Here is a 16,819-nt window from a genome sequence, read left to right on the forward strand (position 1 = left end):
CGCGCAACGGGACCGCCCGAGTCGGGCGTGCCTCGATCAGCTCTTATTACGATGACTCACGATCCCAACGAAGCGGGCCAGCCGTCCGGCACGCCCCGCCCTGCTGCTGACACCGCGACGCCGGCCGAAACGGCAGCCGCCACGCATTCGGACCAGACGGCGCCTTCAGCCGAGCAAACCCCGTACCTTCGCCGTATCCGCAGCTTCGTCACGCGCGCCGGCCGCGTATCGACGGGTCAGCGCCGCGCGCTCGACGAGCTCGGTCCTCGCTTCGTCGTGCCCTACTCGGACGGATCCACGGATTGGGACACCGTCTTCGGACGCCGTGCGCCGCGCATCCTGGAAATCGGCTTCGGCATGGGGGCGACGACGGCCGAAATCGCGGCGCAACGCGTGGACGATGATTTCATCGGCGTCGAAGTGCATGAGCCCGGCGTCGGTGCCCTGCTCAAGCTCATGGGGGAGCGCGAACTGTCGAATATCCGCATCGTGCAGCATGATGCGGTGGAAGTCGTCGAGCGGATGATCGGCGCGCAAACGCTCGACGGCGTGCACGTCTTTTTCCCCGATCCTTGGCATAAGGCGCGCCATCACAAGCGCCGGCTCATTCAGCCGCCGTTCGTCGCCTTGCTCGCTTCGCGGATGAAACCGGGCGCGTATCTGCACTGCGCCACGGACTGGCAGAACTACGCCGAGCAGATGCTGGACGTATTGAGCGCGGAGCCCATGCTCGAGAATACGGCGCGCGACTACGCACCGCGCCCCGCCTATCGGCCCGTCACGAAATTCGAATCGCGCGGCCTGCGCCTTGGCCACGGTGTGTGGGACCTGGTCTTCAAACGGCGCGAGGCCTGAAAGGTCAACCCGCCCACCGAACGTCGTAGCCGTAGCCGACGACGAGCACGAGCATGCCGAACGCGATCCGGTACCAGGCGAACACGGTGAAATCGTGAGTGGCCAGGTACCGCAACAGCCAGCGCACGCAGGCGAAGGCGCTGACGAAAGCGGCGGCGGTCCCCACGCTGAATAGGCCGGCCGCGTCTGCGATCGCACCGTGACCATGCTTGACGATCTCGTAGCATGACGCGCCCACGATCACCGGGATGGCGAGGAAAAACGAGAACTCAGTGGCGACACGCCGTTCGACACCAAGCAGCATCGCCCCGACAATCGTCGACCCGGAGCGCGAAACACCGGGAACCAACGCGCAGCACTGCGCCAGGCCGACCTTGAGCGCGTCGAACGGGCTCAGCTGATCGAGCGAGCCGATACGCGCGGCCGTGCCCTGGACGCCCTTCGCGCGCTCGCGCGCTTGCACCCAGAGAATCACGGCGCCGCCGACCACGAGCGCCAGTGCGACAGGCATCGGCTCGAACAGGACGGCCTTGATCTGTGCTTCGAACATGAGGCCGAGCGCGACGGCCGGAACCGTTGCGATGATGACGTTGAGCGCGAAACGTCTGGCATCGACGCTCGTCGGCAGCCCCGCGACGACGCTGCCGATCCGCTGCCGGTACTCCCAGCAGACAGCCAGGATGGCCCCGAACTGGATCACCACGTTAAAGGTCTTCGCGCCGTCGCCATCGAATCCGAGCAGGTAGCTCGCCAGAATCAGATGCCCCGTGCTGGAGACGGGCAAAAACTCGGTCACGCCTTCGACGACGCCGAGAATCAGCGCCTTGCCGATCAACGTCCAATCCATCCGTGGCCCCCTTTTGAGAGTCTCGCGTGCGATCACCTTTCAACGATCTGCACGCGTATGCCATTTGAAAGGATGGTGATTGTACCCGGTTCGTAATTGACGCCGGCGAATTGCAGCTCTTCCGGCTTGAACGTGTAGATCGGATAGCCGTCGAGCCATTGCGCGGCGGCGAGCGCGCCCGCGGCCTCGATCTGCTGTCGGTAGGCCCTTGCCTCGCCCGCCACATCGACATGCTCGACGCTCGGCGAGCGCAACACGACCGCGCGCTGGGTGCTGTCGTATTCAAGCGTGCTCGAGAGCGTAAACGCCCCGTCGACGGGCTGCTGCAGGAACGGGCTCGTGACATGCGCGTCGAGACGCACTGTCACACGATTGGCCTCCGGCTCGAAACCGACGAGAGGATTCGTCAACGCGACATCGAAAAGCTGCGACACCGAATGGCGATAGGGAAACTTGCGCGACACCGCTTCCTGGACTTGCCGCTGCGAGAACGTGTAGTGATCGGGGATGAACGGGAAAGTCCTGCTCGCGCACGCGGCGAACGGCGCGGCGATGCCCGCCGCGATACCGATGCCGAGCATCATCCGAAAGAACCGGCGCCGGTACGGCGCTGCGGCATGCGTCATGCGTGACCTCCTTGCGCGGGCTGCGTCAGTTTTTCGAGTTCGGTGAGCCAGAGGAGCGCCTCGCCGCGCGAGTCGCCGCACATCTGCGCGTGCGGCTGCAGGCCGCTGCAGCAGGCGGGCCGCTCGGGGCGGCCGAAGATTTTGCATCGATCGTCGTCGTCGAGCTGCACGCAGCGCACGCCGGCGGGCTTGCCGTTCGGCATGCCGGGGATCGGGCTCGTAATCGACGGCGCGATGCAACAGGCGCCGCAGCCGGGGCGACAGGCGTGATCGACGGCGCCGGGCAACGAAAAAGCATCCACGAAAAAACTTCCTGAATCGAGCGATGGGCGGCACGCGATGCCGAGAACGCGAGCCAAACCTGCATTGTGCCTGCGTTCGTTCGTCGTCGCGTGCCCCGCCCTGCTCAGCGCCCTGCTGCGCTCCCGCTCCGGCTCGTTTCATGTCGCATGAGCAGCGGACTCGGCGTACTTGGTAAAGTGAGCGTTTTTCTCTGACTTAGAGAACGGAAGGACATCATGCGCGGCACCCGAGCCATCACCGCCGTCGAGCGCCTCAAGGCGCGCAGCGGCAACCCAGGGTATACCGCCGTCAGCCTGCCAGGCGGGCGGTTTCGTTTGATCGACAAGGCCGGCGGCGGCGACCGCCAGCTGGGCGAACCCATGCCGCTCGAGGAATTCGTTGCCTTCGTCGACGGAATCGAGCCCGCCAAGCCGAAAAAGGCGAGCAAGCTCGACGAGGCCTTCGCGGCGCAGATCAAGCGCAGCGGGACCTAGTGCCGCCACCTAGTGCCGCCTTGCCGCAGGCCGCGCTCCGGCCGCGCGCTCGCCGCGCCGGACCTGCCGGGATGCGCCGAGCGACGGACGCGGTTTGGTACAATCATGGAGTTTTCCTCCATAGTCATCCATGCTTCATCGAGCCTGTCGGCGCCCGCATGTGGCGTCCGATCCGGTCCGAGAGCAGAACCGATTTAGCAGTCGTCGAGAGTCAAGACGCCATGAACATCGAGCAAGCCCGTTTCAACATGATCGAGCAGCAAATCCGCCCCTGGGACGTGCTGGACCAGGAAGTGCTGAATCTGCTCGCGATCGTCAAGCGTGAGAACTTCGTGCCGGCGGCCTACCGCGACCTCGCGTTCGCCGATCTCGAAGTGCCGCTGCCTGCCGGCCAGCATATGTTCCAGCCGCGCATCGAGGCGCGCATCCTCCAGGAGCTGGCGGTCAAGAAGCATGAGAGCGTGCTCGAGATCGGTGCGGGCTCCGGCTATATGGCCGCGCTGCTCGCGCATCGCGCGCAGCATGTGCTGACGATCGACATCAAGCCCGAGCTCGTCGAGCTGGCGAAGGGCAATCTCGCCGCGAACGGCGTCGTGAACGCCGAAGTGGCGGCCGGCGACGGCTCCCGCGGCTGGCCTGCCGCGGCGCCGTACGACGTCATTTGCGTGTCGGGCGGCTTGCCCGTGCTGCCGCAGGAATTGCTCGAGCAGTTGAAGATCGGCGGCCGGCTCGCCGCGTTCGTCGGCACGGCGCCTGTCATGAAGGCGCAAATCATCACGCGCATCGACGAGAAGCAGTTCCGCGTTGCCGATATCTTCGAAACCTATGTCGAGCCGCTCGCGAACGCGGTGGAGCCGCCGCGCTTCAAGTTCTGACATCGTTTCGAGTCTTCGAGTCGTCCACCATGCAAAATCTCACCCCCTCCGCGCTCGCCGAATGGCTCGCCGACACTTCGCGGGCGGCGCCCGTCATGCTAGATGTGCGCGAGCCTTGGGAAATCGCAACCGCGAGCATCGCCGGGTGCGTATCGATTCCGATGCGCGATATCCCCGCGCGCAGCGAAGAACTCGACGACGAAGCGCCGATTGTCTGCATCTGCCATCATGGTGCGCGTAGCGCCAACGTCGGCATGTTCCTCGAGTCGCGCGGATTCAAGCAGATCTTCAATCTTCAGGGTGGGATCGACGCGTGGTCGCGTCAGGTCGATGCGTCGGTGCCGACGTATTGACCCGTGGCGCGCTTAGGCATAGCCGACATCCGCGCGGAATTGCGGTTGCTGATCTGAAGCTCCAGCCATAAAAAACGCCGCCGGGATCGTTGCCGGCGGCGTTTTGCTTTGAGCTATCTACCTGATCTCGCAAACGCCCACAGTGATCAGTCGTTGTACTTGAACAGATTGTAGAAGCTCGTCTGTCCGCCGTTCCACGACAACTGCACCAAGCGCGATGCCCCAGCTTGCAGCGCGGGGAACGGACAGGCCGACGTGCATTCCTGCACTCCCGACTGATCGACGCCCGCCGTCACCGTCGCCGAATACTGGCCGTTGGCTGCGAATGTCGCCGGCGCGCTCGCCCATCCATCGACCTCGGTCGACGGTGTAACACCGGTGCCGGGCGTCGTCTGGATCTGCACTCTCGACACGAGCGGCGCCACGTTTGCCGTGCCCGTGTTGGTCGACCACGCGATGCCGACTGAGGACTGCGTGCCCGCAAGCGCGCCGGCAGGGTTCAGGAAGTCGTTGAGCACGCTCGACGACAGGGTCTGCCAGGGCACGCCCGCACCGGCCGATGCGGAGAGCGTCGGCGATGCGTTCGTCACGTTGAACGGCGGGGCGATTTGCGTGCCCGTCGAATCGTAGAACGTCACGATGTAGGTGGCGAACTGCGGAACGGTTGTCACGTCGATCGGCGACGGCGTGTAGAAACCGCGGCTGTTGGTGCCCGGCGAGAACGTCCCCGTCGACCCCGGCAATGCGGTCCACGACCAGCGATAGAGCGTCGTATTCGAGTTCGTCGTGGTGGGCGCCGTCGGCACGCTCGCGAGCGCCGTGCTCGTCAGCGCGAGCGCGTTATTGCCCGTGCCGCTGCGCGGTACCAGGTAGGCGGTGCCGTTGATCCCGGGCCCTGTGACCGAAGCCGCGGCCAGGTTGGTCGCCGCGTTGGCCGGTATGTTGATGCCGATTCCGGCCTCATAGCGTCCGAACTGTTGATCAGCCGTATCGACGAAAGTCCGCCTCGCCAAAAACGAATTGATCGTCACATTGAAAGGCTGCTGATTGCCGACTATGTCCCAACCCGCCGCGGTCTTCTGGACCACCGTCGTCGCCGCTCCGTGGGTCCCGCTCGACGTCGTATAGCGCAGCTCCACGAGCGCCTCTTGCGTGCCGTTCGTCGACGTGAAGAACTTCAGCGTTTGAGGCAACCCGAGCGTCACGCCCGATGCGGCGAGCCCGGGATGCGCCGTCGCAAAGCTCGTGAAGCCGTTTTCGAGGTAGCTAGCATCAATGGCCTGCGTGCAGGACGCGCTCGTGCCCGACAGGCACTGTGCCAACTCGGACATCAGCGATTGCAGGTAGTCCGCGGCGGCCGGCGGCGGCGCGAGAGGAGAAGGCGTGCTGGTGCCGCTGTTGAGCGCGATGCCCGACCCTGGGTTGCCGGTCGAGACCAGTTGCATCCCGCCCGATACCGCCGCAATGAGCTCCACCGCATCGATCACGGCGTCCGCGCCCTGCTGGTTGGGCGTGAACGCGGTGGCGATCGGATCGAACGAGGTCGCGCTCAAACCGTTGTCGGTGAGGATCGAGGAAAGCATCGCGTTGAGCTTCGCCTCCGCCGACGCCACATTCGACGACGTCACGAGCGAGCTCGCGTTGCCGCTCGACAAGACATCGAGCGGATTGCCACTCGTTGTCAGCAAGGCGGCAACGGCCGTCGTCAACGTCGTCACATTGGCGGTGATCGGCGCCGAAGTGCCCGTCGGCAAGGTCGCCACGACGGACACGAGCGTCGAGCTGGTGCCGGACGGATCAGTCGCCACGATGACGAAAGGCGCGGTCAATCCGGTGATCGAAGCCGTATAAGCGCCCGACGAATCGCTTGTCGCGCTGACGGTGGCGCCGTTGGCGCCGATGATCGTCACGCTTGCATTGGCGACCGCGCTGCCGACAGCCACGGTCCCCGATACAGTGGTTGGTGTTGCATTGGCAGTGGGCGCGCTCGTACTCGTCGACGCGCTCCCGCTACTCCCGCCGCCCCCGCACCCCGAAATGAGCGATATGGCCAATATCGCGATCGAACTTAACGCCAGCCCCGTCTTTCTTTGATGTCTTCTCATTTTTGATCCGTAGAGGTCGTTTTAGTAAAACCGCAACTGCTTTCTTCTTTTCTCGTTGCACGTTTCCTTCTTTGCATTGCAGCGATATGCAAGAGGCCCTTTTTTGGGCGCAATGATTATAGGCGGAGTATTGTTACAAGTCGTCAATTGAGATGTGGCGCAAATGCGGCCGCCGAGGGGCAATCATTGGTTTCCCCATTCAAGCGCATCGACGCATCATCGCAACGCACGACGCACCGCCATGAAACGTGGACCGGTGCGCCATGCACCACCATCGCCCGCGGGCCGCTTACGACGCCACGTTCATAAGCCAGATCGGTCCGTGCGACGCGTACCCATTCTCACTTGGCATGAGCCTTGCACTTGTCGCCCCCGCAGTCGACGCGGCGGCGCATCGACTGCTCCGATCTCAAACAAATCGATTTACCCACGGCAAGGGGAAGCTAATGAAACGTCGCAGCCTGTTGAAGCTCGGTTCGGTCTCTGGCGCAATGGCGCTCGCAGGACAAAGCCCATTCGCCCGCGCGCAGTCCAATAGCGGTCCCATCAAGGTCGGCATCCTGCATTCGCTCTCGGGCACGATGGCGATCTCGGAGACATCGCTCAAAGACACCGCGCTCATGACGATCGCCGACATCAACAAGAACGGCGGCGTGCTCGGCCGCAAGATCGAGCCCGTCGTCGTCGATCCGGCGTCGAACTGGCCGCTCTTTGCCGAAAAAGCGCGGCAGTTGCTCACGCAAGACAAGGTTGCCTGCGTATTCGGCTGCTGGACATCGGTTTCGCGCAAATCGGTTCTGCCTGTTTTCGAAGAGTTGAACGGGCTCCTCTACTATCCCGTTCAATACGAAGGCGAGGAAATGTCGCGCAACGTCTTCTATACGGGCGCAGCGCCGAATCAGCAGGCCATTCCCGCAGTCGAGTATTTGATGAGCCCCGAAGGCGGCGGCGCGAAGCGCTTCTTCCTGCTTGGCACCGATTACGTTTACCCGCGAACAACAAACAAAATCCTGCGCGCGTTCCTCCATTCGAAGGGAGTGAACGACGCCGACATTCAAGAGGTCTACACGCCTTTCGGTCACAGCGACTATCAGACGATCGTCGCCAACATCAAGACATTCTCGCAAGGCGGCAAGACAACCGTCATCTCGACGATCAACGGCGATTCGAACGTCCCGTTCTACAAGGAACTCGGCAATCAGGGGCTCAAGGCGACCGACGTGCCCGTCGTCGCGTTCTCGGTCGGTGAAGAAGAACTGCGCGGCATCGATACGAAGCCGCTCGTCGGTCACCTCGCGGCATGGAACTACTTCATGTCGGTCAAGAACCCCGAGAACTCCAAGTTCAAGGCTCAGTTTGCTTCCTGGGTCAAATCGCAGAACCTGCCCGGCGGTGCGAAGCGCGTGACGAACGATCCGATGGAGGCGACCTTCGTCGGCATTCACATGTGGAAGCAGGCTGTCGAGAAGGCAAAGAGCACGGACGTCGACAAAGTGCGCGTCGCGATGGTCGGCCAGAGCTTCAACGCGCCATCGGGCTTCACGCTGACGATGGACGGCAATCACCATCTGCACAAGCCCGTCATGATCGGCGAAATTCGCGGCGACGGTCAGTTCAACGTCGTCTGGAAGACGAAGACGGCCGTTCGTGCGCAGCCGTGGAGCCCGTTCATCGCCGGCAACGAGGGCAAGCCCGACGTCGTCAGCTCGATTCCCGAGTTTCTGCGCCGGCGCAACGTGGCGTGATGCCCTGCTGCGTCGAACCGTTGTAACGCGTCACTCGATCGTTAGTTGAACGAAGCATGCGCGACGGACAGGACTCCGACTGGTCGTCGCGCATTGCGTTCGCCCCTCATATCCGAGCTTGCTCGGAAAAAACCCGGATGAAGCCGATATTCATGATTGCTCGTGCAAGCTCCAGCCTCCGGCAATGCGCGTCACTGCCAGCACGCGTACCGGCGCTCGCTCGCGCATGGCTGTTGACGCTCGTCTGCTCGCTCGCGAGCTCTGCGGCGCTCGCGTTGACGCAAGACGACGTTGCGCCGCTCGCGGGCGACGACTTCGAAGCGAAGTCGGCCGTCATCGACAAGCTCGTCGCCGAGCACGATGCGCGTTCGTTAGCAGTCCTCAATGCGCTCGCCAACGATCAGGCGTTGGCCACGTCTTCCGGTGAAGTGCTGATTCAGCCGAACGATGCGGGCGATCAGGCGCAGGATGCCGTTACCGGAAAAATGGTCGCGGTCGGCGATGCGCAGGCCATTACGTTGAACAACTCGCTGCGCACCCAAGTTGCCGGCGCACTCGCTGGCCTGCAACTCGCCTCGCCCGACGTTGCCACGCGGCGCGCGGCCGTCGACGCGCTGTTGAACAATCCCGATCCGGCCATGAAGCCCCTCATCGATAGGGCCCGGGCCAAGGAGACGGACCCGGCCCTCAAGCACCGGCTCGATACGCTTTGGGCCACCACGGCCCTGTCGGATCGCGATCCGGCCAAGCGGCTCGAAGCCACCGAGCTCGTCGCGGCGCGCCACGATCCCGACACGTACGCGCTGCTGCGCCCGCTCGTCGCCAAGCGCCCCGATGGGACGTTCTCCGAGCCCGACGCGCGCGTTCGCGAAGCGGCGCAGCGCGGCATCGACGCGCTCGATGCCGTCGAACGCGAAAGCCGCATCGCCGGAACGCTGTTTGCCGGCGTCTCACTTGGCAGTGTGCTGTTGCTGGCAGCGCTCGGCCTCGCGATCACCTATGGCGTCATCGGTGTCATCAACATGGCACACGGTGAATTCCTCATGATCGGCGCCTATGCCACGTACGTTGTGCAGAACGCGTTTCAGCACTACGCACCCGCGGCGTTCGACTGGTATCCGCTCGTCGCGGTACCCGTTTCGTTCGCGGCCGCGGCGGCTGTCGGCATCGTCATCGAACGCCTCATCATCAAGCATCTTTACGGGCGGCCGCTCGAAACACTGCTGACCACGTTCGGCATTAGTCTCGTGCTTATTCAGGCCACGCGGACACTATTCGGCGCGCAAAACGTCCAAGTGGCGAACCCGCATTGGATGACGGGCGGCATTATCGTGCTGCCGAACCTGATCCTGCCTTACAACCGAATCGCGATTCTTGCCTTCTCGCTTGCCGTCATCGCGATCGCATGGGCCGTACTCACGCGCACGCGGCTCGGCCTGTTCGTGCGCGCGGTCACGCAGAATCGCAGCATGGCGGCCTGCGTCGGCATCAAGACGGCACGCATCGATTCGTATGCCTTCGCATTCGGCGCGGGCATCGCCGGGCTCGGCGGCTGCGCGCTTTCCCAGATCGGCAATGTTGGCCCCGACCTTGGCCAGAGCTATATCGTCGATTCGTTCATGGCGGTCGTGCTAGGCGGCGTCGGCCAGCTCGCGGGCACGGTGCTCGGCAGCTTCGGGCTCGGGGTGCTCGCCAAAGCGATCGAGCCGCTTTCCGGGCCCGTCCTCGCGAAGATCGCCGTGCTCGTATTGATCGTGCTCTTCATCCAGAAACGTCCGCAGGGGCTCTTCGCACTCAAGGGGCGCAGCGCTTGAGACACGCTATATGACCATTACGACTTCCACTTCGCCGCTCGCCGGCCACACCATCGCCGAGGCGAGCGTGGCCGGCGACCCCACGTTGTCGGGCTTTGCGCTCGGACTTCCTCCGCGCCGTGCGCTCCTGCCGCGCCCCGCCTGGGCCGCCCTCGTCGCGCTGATCGTTGCGGTAGGTGTCGGCGTGCCGTTCGCCGCCCTCGTGCTGCCGCAATCGAGCGCGTTTCATCTGTCCGCTTATGCGCTGACGCTCGGCGGCAAGTTCATGTGCTACGCGATTGCCGCACTCGCGCTCGATTTGGTCTGGGGCTACTGCGGAATCCTGAGCCTGGGGCACGGCCTCTTCTTTGCGCTTGGCGGCTATGCGATCGGCATGTACCTGATGCGCGCAATCGGTCATGACGGTGTCTATCAGAGCGATCTGCCCGACTTCATGGTGTTTCTCAACTGGCACGAGTTGCCCTGGTACTGGCACGGCACCTCGCATCTCTGGTATGCGCTCGTGCTCGTCGTGCTCGTGCCGGCCGTGCTCGCCTGGACGTTCGGCTTCTTCGCGTTCAGGTCGCGCGTGCAAGGGGTCTATCTGTCGATCATCACGCAGGCGCTGACGTATGCCGCGATGCTGCTCTTCTATCGCAACGAAACGGGATTTGGTGGCAACAACGGTTTCACGGACTTCAAGCGCATTGCCGGCTTTCCGATCACGCATCCAGGCACGCGGACTATGCTGTTCCTACTGACGTTCGCAGTGCTCGTGCTCGCGTTTCTTGCGGCGCGCGCGATCGTCGTTTCCAAGCTCGGGCGCGTTGTGACCGCCATGCGCGACAGCGAAACGCGGCTCATGTTCCTCGGCTACAGCCCGCTCGCGTACAAGCTCTTCGTCTGGACGCTGTCGGCCGTGCTTTGCGCGATCGCCGGCGCCCTCTATGTGCCGCAGGTCGGCATCGTCAATCCGAACGAAATGTCGCCCGGCAACTCGATCGAAATGGCGATATGGGTGGCCGTAGGCGGACGCGGGACGCTGATCGGGCCGATCGTCGGCGCATTCGCCGTCAATGGCGCGAAGAGCTTCTTTACCGCTTATTTCGCCGAGTATTGGCTCTTTTTCCTCGGCGCCCTCTTCGTCGTCGTGCCGCTCGTCATGCCGCGTGGGCTCGTAGGGCTCGCCGAGCGTGTTTTCTCCCGGAGGACGCAGCGATGAATGTCGTTACGGACAGCGCTGTGGCCGACAACCACGCGCTCTCGGGCACTGCCGCAATGGGCCATGCCGTCGCGCAAGGCACGATCGACGTCTCGCACGGAACGATTCTTTACGTCGAGGATGTCACCGTCAGCTTCGACGGCTTCCGCGCGCTCAACAGCTTGACGCTTACGCTCGACGTCGGCGAGCTGCGATGCGTGATCGGGCCGAACGGTGCGGGCAAGACGACGATGATGGATGTCGTCACGGGCAAGACCCGGCCCGATCACGGCAAGGTCTTTCTCGGACAGACGCTCGATCTTACGCGCATGGACGAGCCTTCCATCGCACGCGCGGGTATCGGTCGAAAGTTTCAAAAGCCGACCGTGTTCGAGCAACACCCTGTTTGGGAGAATCTCGAACTCGCGATGCAGGCCGACAAGGGATGGTGGGCGTCGCTGCGCGCCCAATTGAATCGGGAAGCGCAGGCGCGGATCGAGGAGACCCTCGAGACGATCGGGCTGGAAGCGAGCGCGCGTCGGCTGGCCGGTGAGCTTTCGCATGGACAGAAGCAACGGCTCGAGATCGGGATGCTGCTGATGCAGCGGCCCGCACTGCTGTTGCTCGACGAGCCGGCGGCCGGCATGACCGACGACGAGACGATGGCGCTCGCCCAGTTGCTCGATCGTCTGCGCGGGACGTGTTCGATGCTCGTCGTCGAGCACGATATGGAGTTCGTCGCCGCGCTCGCGGGCGAGCGCTCGCGCGTGACCGTCATGGCCGAAGGGCGGGTATTGGCCGAGGGAACACTCGACGAAGTGAAGCGCGATGAAGCGGTAATCGAGTCGTATCTTGGGCGCTAATTAACAAGGAATTGGATCGATGCTCAACATCGACAGGCTCAATCAGTTCTATGGCGGTAGCCATATTCTGCGCGACGTTACGATGGAAGTGCCGCAGGGATCGCTGACCGTGCTGCTCGGGCGGAACGGCGTAGGCAAGACGACGCTGTTGCGCTGCCTCATGGGGCTCGTGCGCGCGAAAAGCGGCACGATCGCCTGGGGCGGGCAATCGATAGAGGCGCTGCCGCCGCATGCACGCGTCTCGCGCGGGCTCGGGTATGTGCCGCAAGGGCGAGAGATTTTTGCGCGGCTGACCGTCGAAGAGAATCTGCTCGTTGGCGCAGCGAGCCGTAAGCCGGTCTCGGAAGTACCCGAGCGCATTTACTCGCTTTTTCCCGTGCTGAAGGATATGCGGAAGCGGCGCGGTGGCGATCTTTCAGGTGGACAACAGCAGCAGCTGGCGATCGGGCGTGCTTTGATGAGCGAGCCGCAGCTTTTGATTCTCGACGAGCCGACCGAGGGGATTCAGCCTTCGATCATTCAGGAGATCGGGCGGACGCTTAGGAGGCTCGTCGATGAGACGGGGATGACGATTCTCCTTGTCGAGCAGTATTACGACTTTGCGCGTGCGCTCGCCGATCGGTATTGGGTCATGCGGCGTGGCGAGATCGTTGCGGGTGGGGCGGGAGACGAGATGGATGAGAGGGGGGTGCGGGAGTTGATTGCTGTTTAAGCGATTGAGCCGCCTGCGTCATGCAGGCGGCTTCGTTCATACGCGCCCTGAAGATGAAAGGCTCGAGATGAGCGTCGCACCGCAAGTCGTCTTGTGGCCGTCGAAAGCTGCAGGCTTGCCGTCGACGATGAAGTCCGGGTCGCCTTCAGCGACGACGCAAGACTCATGGCCAGCGATCGGACACGAGCAGCGGTCGCCGAGTCTTGCGACGGCACGGCCCATTACGTCACTCATGTCGCTGCCCGTTTCAACGCTGCCACCGTGACTCGTTGCGTCACCTACTCGGATGATGCCTCGCATTTCGTCGCTCCTCGTTGTCACCAAGACCAACCCTGCCAGTCGTTATAGGTCGAGTCGTAGCGGCGCCCCCACCACGGTAGGTAGGCGTACCCCTCTCCTCGTGCTCTAAACCAGTCCGCGTCGGGATCGATTGGGTTTAGCTTCTTCGGAGGAGTAATCACGACGGCGACCGGCTCCTCTGAATTCGTCGTGCCCGCCACGAGGACATTGCCGCCTAAATGATTGGCGCGCCCGATCGCAAGGACGACGTTGGTGAGTGCCGTCCCGGCGCCCATGTAGCCGAGCAGCCCAGCGGTGTTGAATGTCTGGTTCTGGAAGTCGAATTCCGGCAGTGTTTCGGTGAGCGTACGGCCAAGCGCGCCGATGCGCTGCGAGGCGTCATCACTGCCTTTGCCTGCGTCGTGAATGACGTAATCGATGTCATTGACCGATATGTTCGCGTTGTTTGCCGCCGCCGCAATCGCCGCTTTCCATGCCTGGATTGCTCGTGTCGTGCCGGCAGTTTTTTCATAGTCGTTGACGTGGGCTGCCGCTGCCTTGCCGATCCAAGCGAGTGGCGCTCGCTCGGTGTTCATCTCCGGTCCGGCGAGGATCAGCAGCACTATGTTTTCGTTGAGCTGATTATCTTTAGGAGGGAAACTCGGCGCGTCCCAGTTCATTACCCAGACGCTTTCCTGCGGGTGCGCCTGGAGGTAATCGAGTGCTGCGTTCAGTGAGGTGAAGCCCGCGTTAGGACCTCCCTGAGTAACACGGACATCGGGTGGTGTGCTTTTGCTCCATAGGTCCCGGAAGGCCTTGCTGCCAATTTCGAAGGCGTACACCATTTCGTCGCGCAAAAGCGCTGCCGCTTCAACCGGGTCGAGACGGTCGGAAGGTATCGCCAACTCAACATGGATGCCGGCCAATTCCCGCCATTGTTTTCGGTCGTCTGGCTTAACCGTATAGAAGTACTTCCCGTTCATTACGTATCTTTCGGCGAAGATTGGAATGAGTTTTTCGATGTACTTGTGGTAGAAGCCCCTGAATGTTTCAGTGCCGTCATTGCCATAGGCGATTCCCGCGACAGGCTGAAGCGTCGTAAAACTTGCGGGATCGGTCCTCACCATGTCGTCGTTCTTGTTCGGCTTGACTAGACCGAGCGTCCATAAGATTTGCCACTCCGTTGGATAGTCGCGACGCTGCAGCGGATTCAGCCATTCGAGTCCTACCACCTGAGCAACGAACGGCTTAGGGGCTTCTGCCGGTATGGGTTTCGTCACAACAGTTTGTGCAGCGGCCGTTTCAAACACGCAGAGCGCAAAGAACGTGCTCACCACGAACGCGCATACACCCATCCAGAAAGGAAAATGCACCAATCGCTTCATGAAGTCCTCATCGGTAAAGTATTGCGGGCCGCGCTGATCCGTATAAAGCATCCACGCCAGCATGGCCGCGAAGGTCACCACCACAGCGACGACCGCTAGCAAGAGCCGGCGAGGCCACGTGCCGATTAGTGCGTTCATACAAAGTCTCCCGCGTTCAGGAACACATCGCCCTCGCGCTGGCCCTGAATCGTCACCGGTTTGACGGCCTCGGGATCGGCGCGCGCCCAGTCATGCAAGGGCTCATCGCGATAGGTCCCGTACTTGAAGTACGTGCAGTACTTCTTATTGGGATGACTGTCGCTCAAACCATCTCCGAACCGCCAATCCGCCTCGATACGCAGCGTCTTCCAGTCGCGCTGCGACAGGTAGCACAAGCCAATCGCGATGTCGTATGCGAGCGCTTTCTCTGCATGCGTCGGATTGGTCAAGATCGTCGAGTGGTTCGTCGGATTGTTGTTGCTGCCCTCACTCAGAATCTTGCCGATCTGCCCGTTGCGCCATGCTTTGTATTCGATCGTTGCGTTGGCCAGATTGTCTTCGCCAACCACCTTGCCGTTGTTGTCCACCCACCCTTTGGTACGGCCGTGGCGCTCGTTTCGGCGTGCCTCCTGACGCATGAGCGCGTGGTCCTCGTAGCGTTGCGCCGCCTCGGATTCCACCGTGCCTTGTGCTTGCAGTTCCGGTTCTTGCGACTTGAAAGTGTCGTAGGGGTCGTCCGCGTTCTTCTCAGCCTCGGCCTTTTGCGCATTGCGCGCGGCGGACGGCGGGTCATAGCTCTCATTGAACCGGCTCTTCAAGCCATCAACGACAATCTGTGATACCCGCCCATAGCGCATCGCCTCGGGCTCGAACGGCTCGTCCAGCTTCGGCGCGGTTACAGGGATGGTCCAGTTCTCTGGCGGATCAGCGTTGATGCGCGGCTTCGCGATGAGCCTGGCGAAATAGAGAAGCGGCGCACTTGCCAACGTGCCCAGCGCGGCCAACGGATTCTCGTTCGCGTTCAATGCGCGGTAGAGCCCGAACTCGGCACTCGGCGACGGCGGATACCAAAATCCCTTGCTCCGGTTCACCGTCGCCCGCCAGTCGTCTTCCCAATAGCGATACGTAGGGCTATCAGTTGGATCCTTTCCGACTACCCACCCCGATGCGAAGACGCGCTGCGTGAAGACGCCATGACCGCCAGTCCGCTCGATCTCCTCGGCGCTCATGCCACGCCAGCCAATGCCTTGCACGGTCGTCGCCGAGATCACCTGATCGTGCGGACAGCAATAGAGCGTCACGCGGCCTAGCGTATGGCCGTTCAGGCCGTGACTCGTGCGGTCCTGCCCGGCGCTATACGGCTTCCCTTTCGCGGAGGGCCGTTTGTTGCCCATGTCCTCATCGAGTTCGCGTGCATCGGGCTCCAGCGCCGCGCGCTTGCGCAATATCTCGAAGAAGGCTTTCAACGTCTCGGCCCGCGCGTTGAACGTCGCGCGGCCGCGGTTGCCATCGGCATCGCGCACCGTGCGCTGCGCCCAGTTCTCCATGCCCAGCTTCTCGACGAGGCTGTACGGCGCATTGGCCAACACGTAGGCGTCCGCCACGCAGCTTCCGGCCTTGCCCCACGGGTCAGTCACATCGGACATCCGGTCGCCGAGAAACGCGGCCGCCATCCCGATCATGTTGCCCTGGCTGTGACAGACGACGGTGATCGGCACATCGGCTTGCTTTTCTCGTATCGACTTGATCAGTTTGGCGAGCCGCAGCGCGGCCATCACCATGTAGGCGCGCGGGGGCGTCTGATAGACCAGGCGCGGCGTGGAATTCAACGCCTGCACCGTGAGCCAGCCGAATATCCGATCGTCGAGCCCCGGGCTCCATAGATCCGCCAGGCTCGAACAGCCATTCGCAAACGGGCCGCCGCCCCAGTAGTTGTGCTCGTTGAGAAACAAGTTTGCGCCGTAGTCCTTCAAGTCCTGCTTGTTCGCCTTGTAGCCCCAACGGAAATGGATGACCGGAGAAAACGACGGATCGGGCTTGATATAACTCTCAGCCCACATCTTTGGATTGACGTAACCATCAGGCGTCAGACTCTCGATATAGCTGACGGGCGCCATCTGCCCAGCCTTGACGCCCGTATAAGCCAGCTGGTCGTCCAAGCGGCCCAACCGCCGGTTTAGCCCTTTGCAGAGCCCCTCCTCCGCGGCGGTGTACCACTCGCCCTCGGAGTTCACACCGTGCACGAAGATCACGACGCCCGGCAGCGGCATCTGTTTGACGCAGATCAGTTCGTTTCGAGCGCCAAAGAGGGTGACGCCCTGCACGCGGCCGACTTGAATGCGCGGCGGGTCGGTGACCGCCCCAGCTGGTGACACAGCCGTATTCAGATTGAAGTCGCTCATATTCTTGTTGTCACGTTCTTTGA

General features: G+C 62.6%; 16 protein-coding genes. 9 read left to right on the forward strand and 7 right to left on the reverse strand.

The features are described 5' to 3' along the window. Positions 1 to 51: 51 nt before the first annotated feature. Positions 52 to 855: a tRNA (guanosine(46)-N7)-methyltransferase TrmB gene (trmB, locus tag C9I57_RS12585; protein WP_107150974.1), complete on the forward strand. Its 804-nt coding sequence runs from the start codon at positions 52 to 54 to the stop codon at positions 853 to 855. A 4-nt stretch (positions 856 to 859) separates the two neighbouring features. Here the strand turns inward: trmB and C9I57_RS12590 are convergent, their stop codons facing one another. From C9I57_RS12590 to C9I57_RS12600, 3 genes are read right to left on the reverse strand one after another with little or no spacing between them, the layout of a single operon-like run. Next, on the reverse strand, positions 860 to 1,702 hold the full coding sequence (locus C9I57_RS12590; RefSeq protein WP_107150975.1) for an undecaprenyl-diphosphate phosphatase: 843 nt from the start codon (positions 1,700 to 1,702) through the stop codon (positions 860 to 862). A gap of 32 nt (positions 1,703 to 1,734) precedes the next feature. Beyond that, positions 1,735 to 2,328 (reverse strand): DUF1439 domain-containing protein, encoded by a 594-nt coding sequence (locus C9I57_RS12595; protein WP_107150976.1) that lies wholly within the window; start codon positions 2,326 to 2,328, stop codon positions 1,735 to 1,737. Next, positions 2,325 to 2,630, reverse strand: coding sequence for a YkgJ family cysteine cluster protein (locus tag C9I57_RS12600; RefSeq protein WP_107151086.1), 306 nt, complete (start codon positions 2,628 to 2,630; stop codon positions 2,325 to 2,327). The genes C9I57_RS12595 and C9I57_RS12600 overlap by 4 nt, the downstream gene beginning before the upstream one ends. Before the next feature lie 216 nt (positions 2,631 to 2,846). On the opposite strand from C9I57_RS12600, the gene C9I57_RS12605 reads away from it, so the two are divergent. The 3 genes from C9I57_RS12605 (at position 2,847) to C9I57_RS12615 (ending at position 4,332) form a co-directional block, all read left to right on the forward strand. After that, positions 2,847 to 3,104, forward strand: coding sequence for a hypothetical protein (locus C9I57_RS12605; protein ID WP_107150977.1), 258 nt, complete (start codon positions 2,847 to 2,849; stop codon positions 3,102 to 3,104). Between the two features lie 221 nt (positions 3,105 to 3,325). Further along, the gene (locus C9I57_RS12610) at positions 3,326 to 3,979 is read left to right on the forward strand and encodes a protein-L-isoaspartate O-methyltransferase family protein (RefSeq protein WP_107151087.1); all 654 of its coding nucleotides are present in this window, start codon (positions 3,326 to 3,328) and stop codon (positions 3,977 to 3,979) included. Between the two features lie 29 nt (positions 3,980 to 4,008). After that, a complete protein-coding gene (locus C9I57_RS12615) occupies positions 4,009 to 4,332 on the forward strand; it encodes a rhodanese-like domain-containing protein (RefSeq protein WP_107150978.1) in 324 nt (107 codons plus the stop codon). Between the two features lie 146 nt (positions 4,333 to 4,478). Here the strand turns inward: C9I57_RS12615 and C9I57_RS12620 are convergent, their stop codons facing one another. Beyond that, the gene (locus C9I57_RS12620) at positions 4,479 to 6,437 is read right to left on the reverse strand and encodes a carboxypeptidase regulatory-like domain-containing protein (protein WP_146166208.1); all 1,959 of its coding nucleotides are present in this window, start codon (positions 6,435 to 6,437) and stop codon (positions 4,479 to 4,481) included. Positions 6,438 to 6,883: 446 nt separating this feature from the next. On the opposite strand from C9I57_RS12620, the gene urtA reads away from it, so the two are divergent. The 5 genes from urtA (at position 6,884) to urtE (ending at position 12,751) form a co-directional block, all read left to right on the forward strand. Next, on the forward strand, positions 6,884 to 8,182 hold the full coding sequence (urtA, locus tag C9I57_RS12635; RefSeq protein ID WP_107150982.1) for an urea ABC transporter substrate-binding protein: 1,299 nt from the start codon (positions 6,884 to 6,886) through the stop codon (positions 8,180 to 8,182). Between the two features lie 137 nt (positions 8,183 to 8,319). After that, positions 8,320 to 9,996: an urea ABC transporter permease subunit UrtB gene (gene urtB / locus C9I57_RS12640; protein ID WP_258187616.1), complete on the forward strand. Its 1,677-nt coding sequence runs from the start codon at positions 8,320 to 8,322 to the stop codon at positions 9,994 to 9,996. Between the two features lie 10 nt (positions 9,997 to 10,006). After that, positions 10,007 to 11,197 carry an urea ABC transporter permease subunit UrtC gene (gene urtC, locus C9I57_RS12645; protein WP_107150984.1) on the forward strand — a complete coding sequence of 397 codons (1,191 nt, stop codon included), beginning with the start codon at positions 10,007 to 10,009 and terminating at the stop codon, positions 11,195 to 11,197. Beyond that, positions 11,194 to 12,039, forward strand: coding sequence for an urea ABC transporter ATP-binding protein UrtD (gene urtD, locus C9I57_RS12650; RefSeq protein ID WP_107150985.1), 846 nt, complete (start codon positions 11,194 to 11,196; stop codon positions 12,037 to 12,039). Before urtC ends, urtD begins: the two co-directional genes overlap by 4 nt. A 19-nt stretch (positions 12,040 to 12,058) precedes the next feature. Then, on the forward strand, positions 12,059 to 12,751 hold the full coding sequence (urtE, locus tag C9I57_RS12655; protein WP_107150986.1) for an urea ABC transporter ATP-binding subunit UrtE: 693 nt from the start codon (positions 12,059 to 12,061) through the stop codon (positions 12,749 to 12,751). Between the two features lie 36 nt (positions 12,752 to 12,787). Here the strand turns inward: urtE and C9I57_RS12660 are convergent, their stop codons facing one another. The 3 genes from C9I57_RS12660 to C9I57_RS12670 are packed head-to-tail and all read right to left on the reverse strand — an operon-like array spanning position 12,788 to position 16,796. Beyond that, positions 12,788 to 13,051: a PAAR domain-containing protein gene (locus C9I57_RS12660; protein WP_107150987.1), complete on the reverse strand. Its 264-nt coding sequence runs from the start codon at positions 13,049 to 13,051 to the stop codon at positions 12,788 to 12,790. Between the two features lie 17 nt (positions 13,052 to 13,068). Beyond that, positions 13,069 to 14,553: a virulence factor gene (locus C9I57_RS12665; RefSeq protein WP_107150988.1), complete on the reverse strand. Its 1,485-nt coding sequence runs from the start codon at positions 14,551 to 14,553 to the stop codon at positions 13,069 to 13,071. Then, a complete protein-coding gene (locus tag C9I57_RS12670; RefSeq protein WP_107151088.1) occupies positions 14,550 to 16,796 on the reverse strand; it encodes a T6SS effector phospholipase Tle3 domain-containing protein in 2,247 nt (748 codons plus the stop codon). The genes C9I57_RS12665 and C9I57_RS12670 overlap by 4 nt, the downstream gene beginning before the upstream one ends. Positions 16,797 to 16,819 lie beyond the last annotated feature (23 nt).

Source organism: Trinickia symbiotica (assembly GCF_003028655.1).
Lineage (GTDB): Bacteria > Pseudomonadota > Gammaproteobacteria > Burkholderiales > Burkholderiaceae > Trinickia > Trinickia symbiotica_A.

Bases quoted from the DNA above. Each gene is read 5' to 3' on its own strand.
- C9I57_RS12605 (WP_107150977.1), top strand. From the start codon at position 2,847: ATGCGCGGCACCCGAGCCATCACCGCCGTCGAGCGCCTCAAGGCGCGC.
- urtC (WP_107150984.1), top strand. From the start codon at position 10,007: ATGACCATTACGACTTCCACTTCGCCGCTCGCCGGCCACACCATCGCC.
- C9I57_RS12620 (WP_146166208.1), bottom strand. From the start codon at position 6,437: ATGAGAAGACATCAAAGAAAGACGGGGCTGGCGTTAAGTTCGATCGCG.
- C9I57_RS12615 (WP_107150978.1), top strand. From the start codon at position 4,009: ATGCAAAATCTCACCCCCTCCGCGCTCGCCGAATGGCTCGCCGACACT.
- C9I57_RS12595 (WP_107150976.1), bottom strand. From the start codon at position 2,328: ATGACGCATGCCGCAGCGCCGTACCGGCGCCGGTTCTTTCGGATGATG.
- C9I57_RS12610 (WP_107151087.1), top strand. From the start codon at position 3,326: ATGAACATCGAGCAAGCCCGTTTCAACATGATCGAGCAGCAAATCCGC.
- C9I57_RS12665 (WP_107150988.1), bottom strand. From the start codon at position 14,553: ATGAACGCACTAATCGGCACGTGGCCTCGCCGGCTCTTGCTAGCGGTC.
- trmB (WP_107150974.1), top strand. From the start codon at position 52: ATGACTCACGATCCCAACGAAGCGGGCCAGCCGTCCGGCACGCCCCGC.
- C9I57_RS12670 (WP_107151088.1), bottom strand. From the start codon at position 16,796: ATGAGCGACTTCAATCTGAATACGGCTGTGTCACCAGCTGGGGCGGTC.
- C9I57_RS12660 (WP_107150987.1), bottom strand. From the start codon at position 13,051: ATGCGAGGCATCATCCGAGTAGGTGACGCAACGAGTCACGGTGGCAGC.
- urtB (WP_258187616.1), top strand. From the start codon at position 8,320: ATGAAGCCGATATTCATGATTGCTCGTGCAAGCTCCAGCCTCCGGCAA.
- urtA (WP_107150982.1), top strand. From the start codon at position 6,884: ATGAAACGTCGCAGCCTGTTGAAGCTCGGTTCGGTCTCTGGCGCAATG.
- C9I57_RS12590 (WP_107150975.1), bottom strand. From the start codon at position 1,702: ATGGATTGGACGTTGATCGGCAAGGCGCTGATTCTCGGCGTCGTCGAA.
- urtE (WP_107150986.1), top strand. From the start codon at position 12,059: ATGCTCAACATCGACAGGCTCAATCAGTTCTATGGCGGTAGCCATATT.
- urtD (WP_107150985.1), top strand. From the start codon at position 11,194: ATGAATGTCGTTACGGACAGCGCTGTGGCCGACAACCACGCGCTCTCG.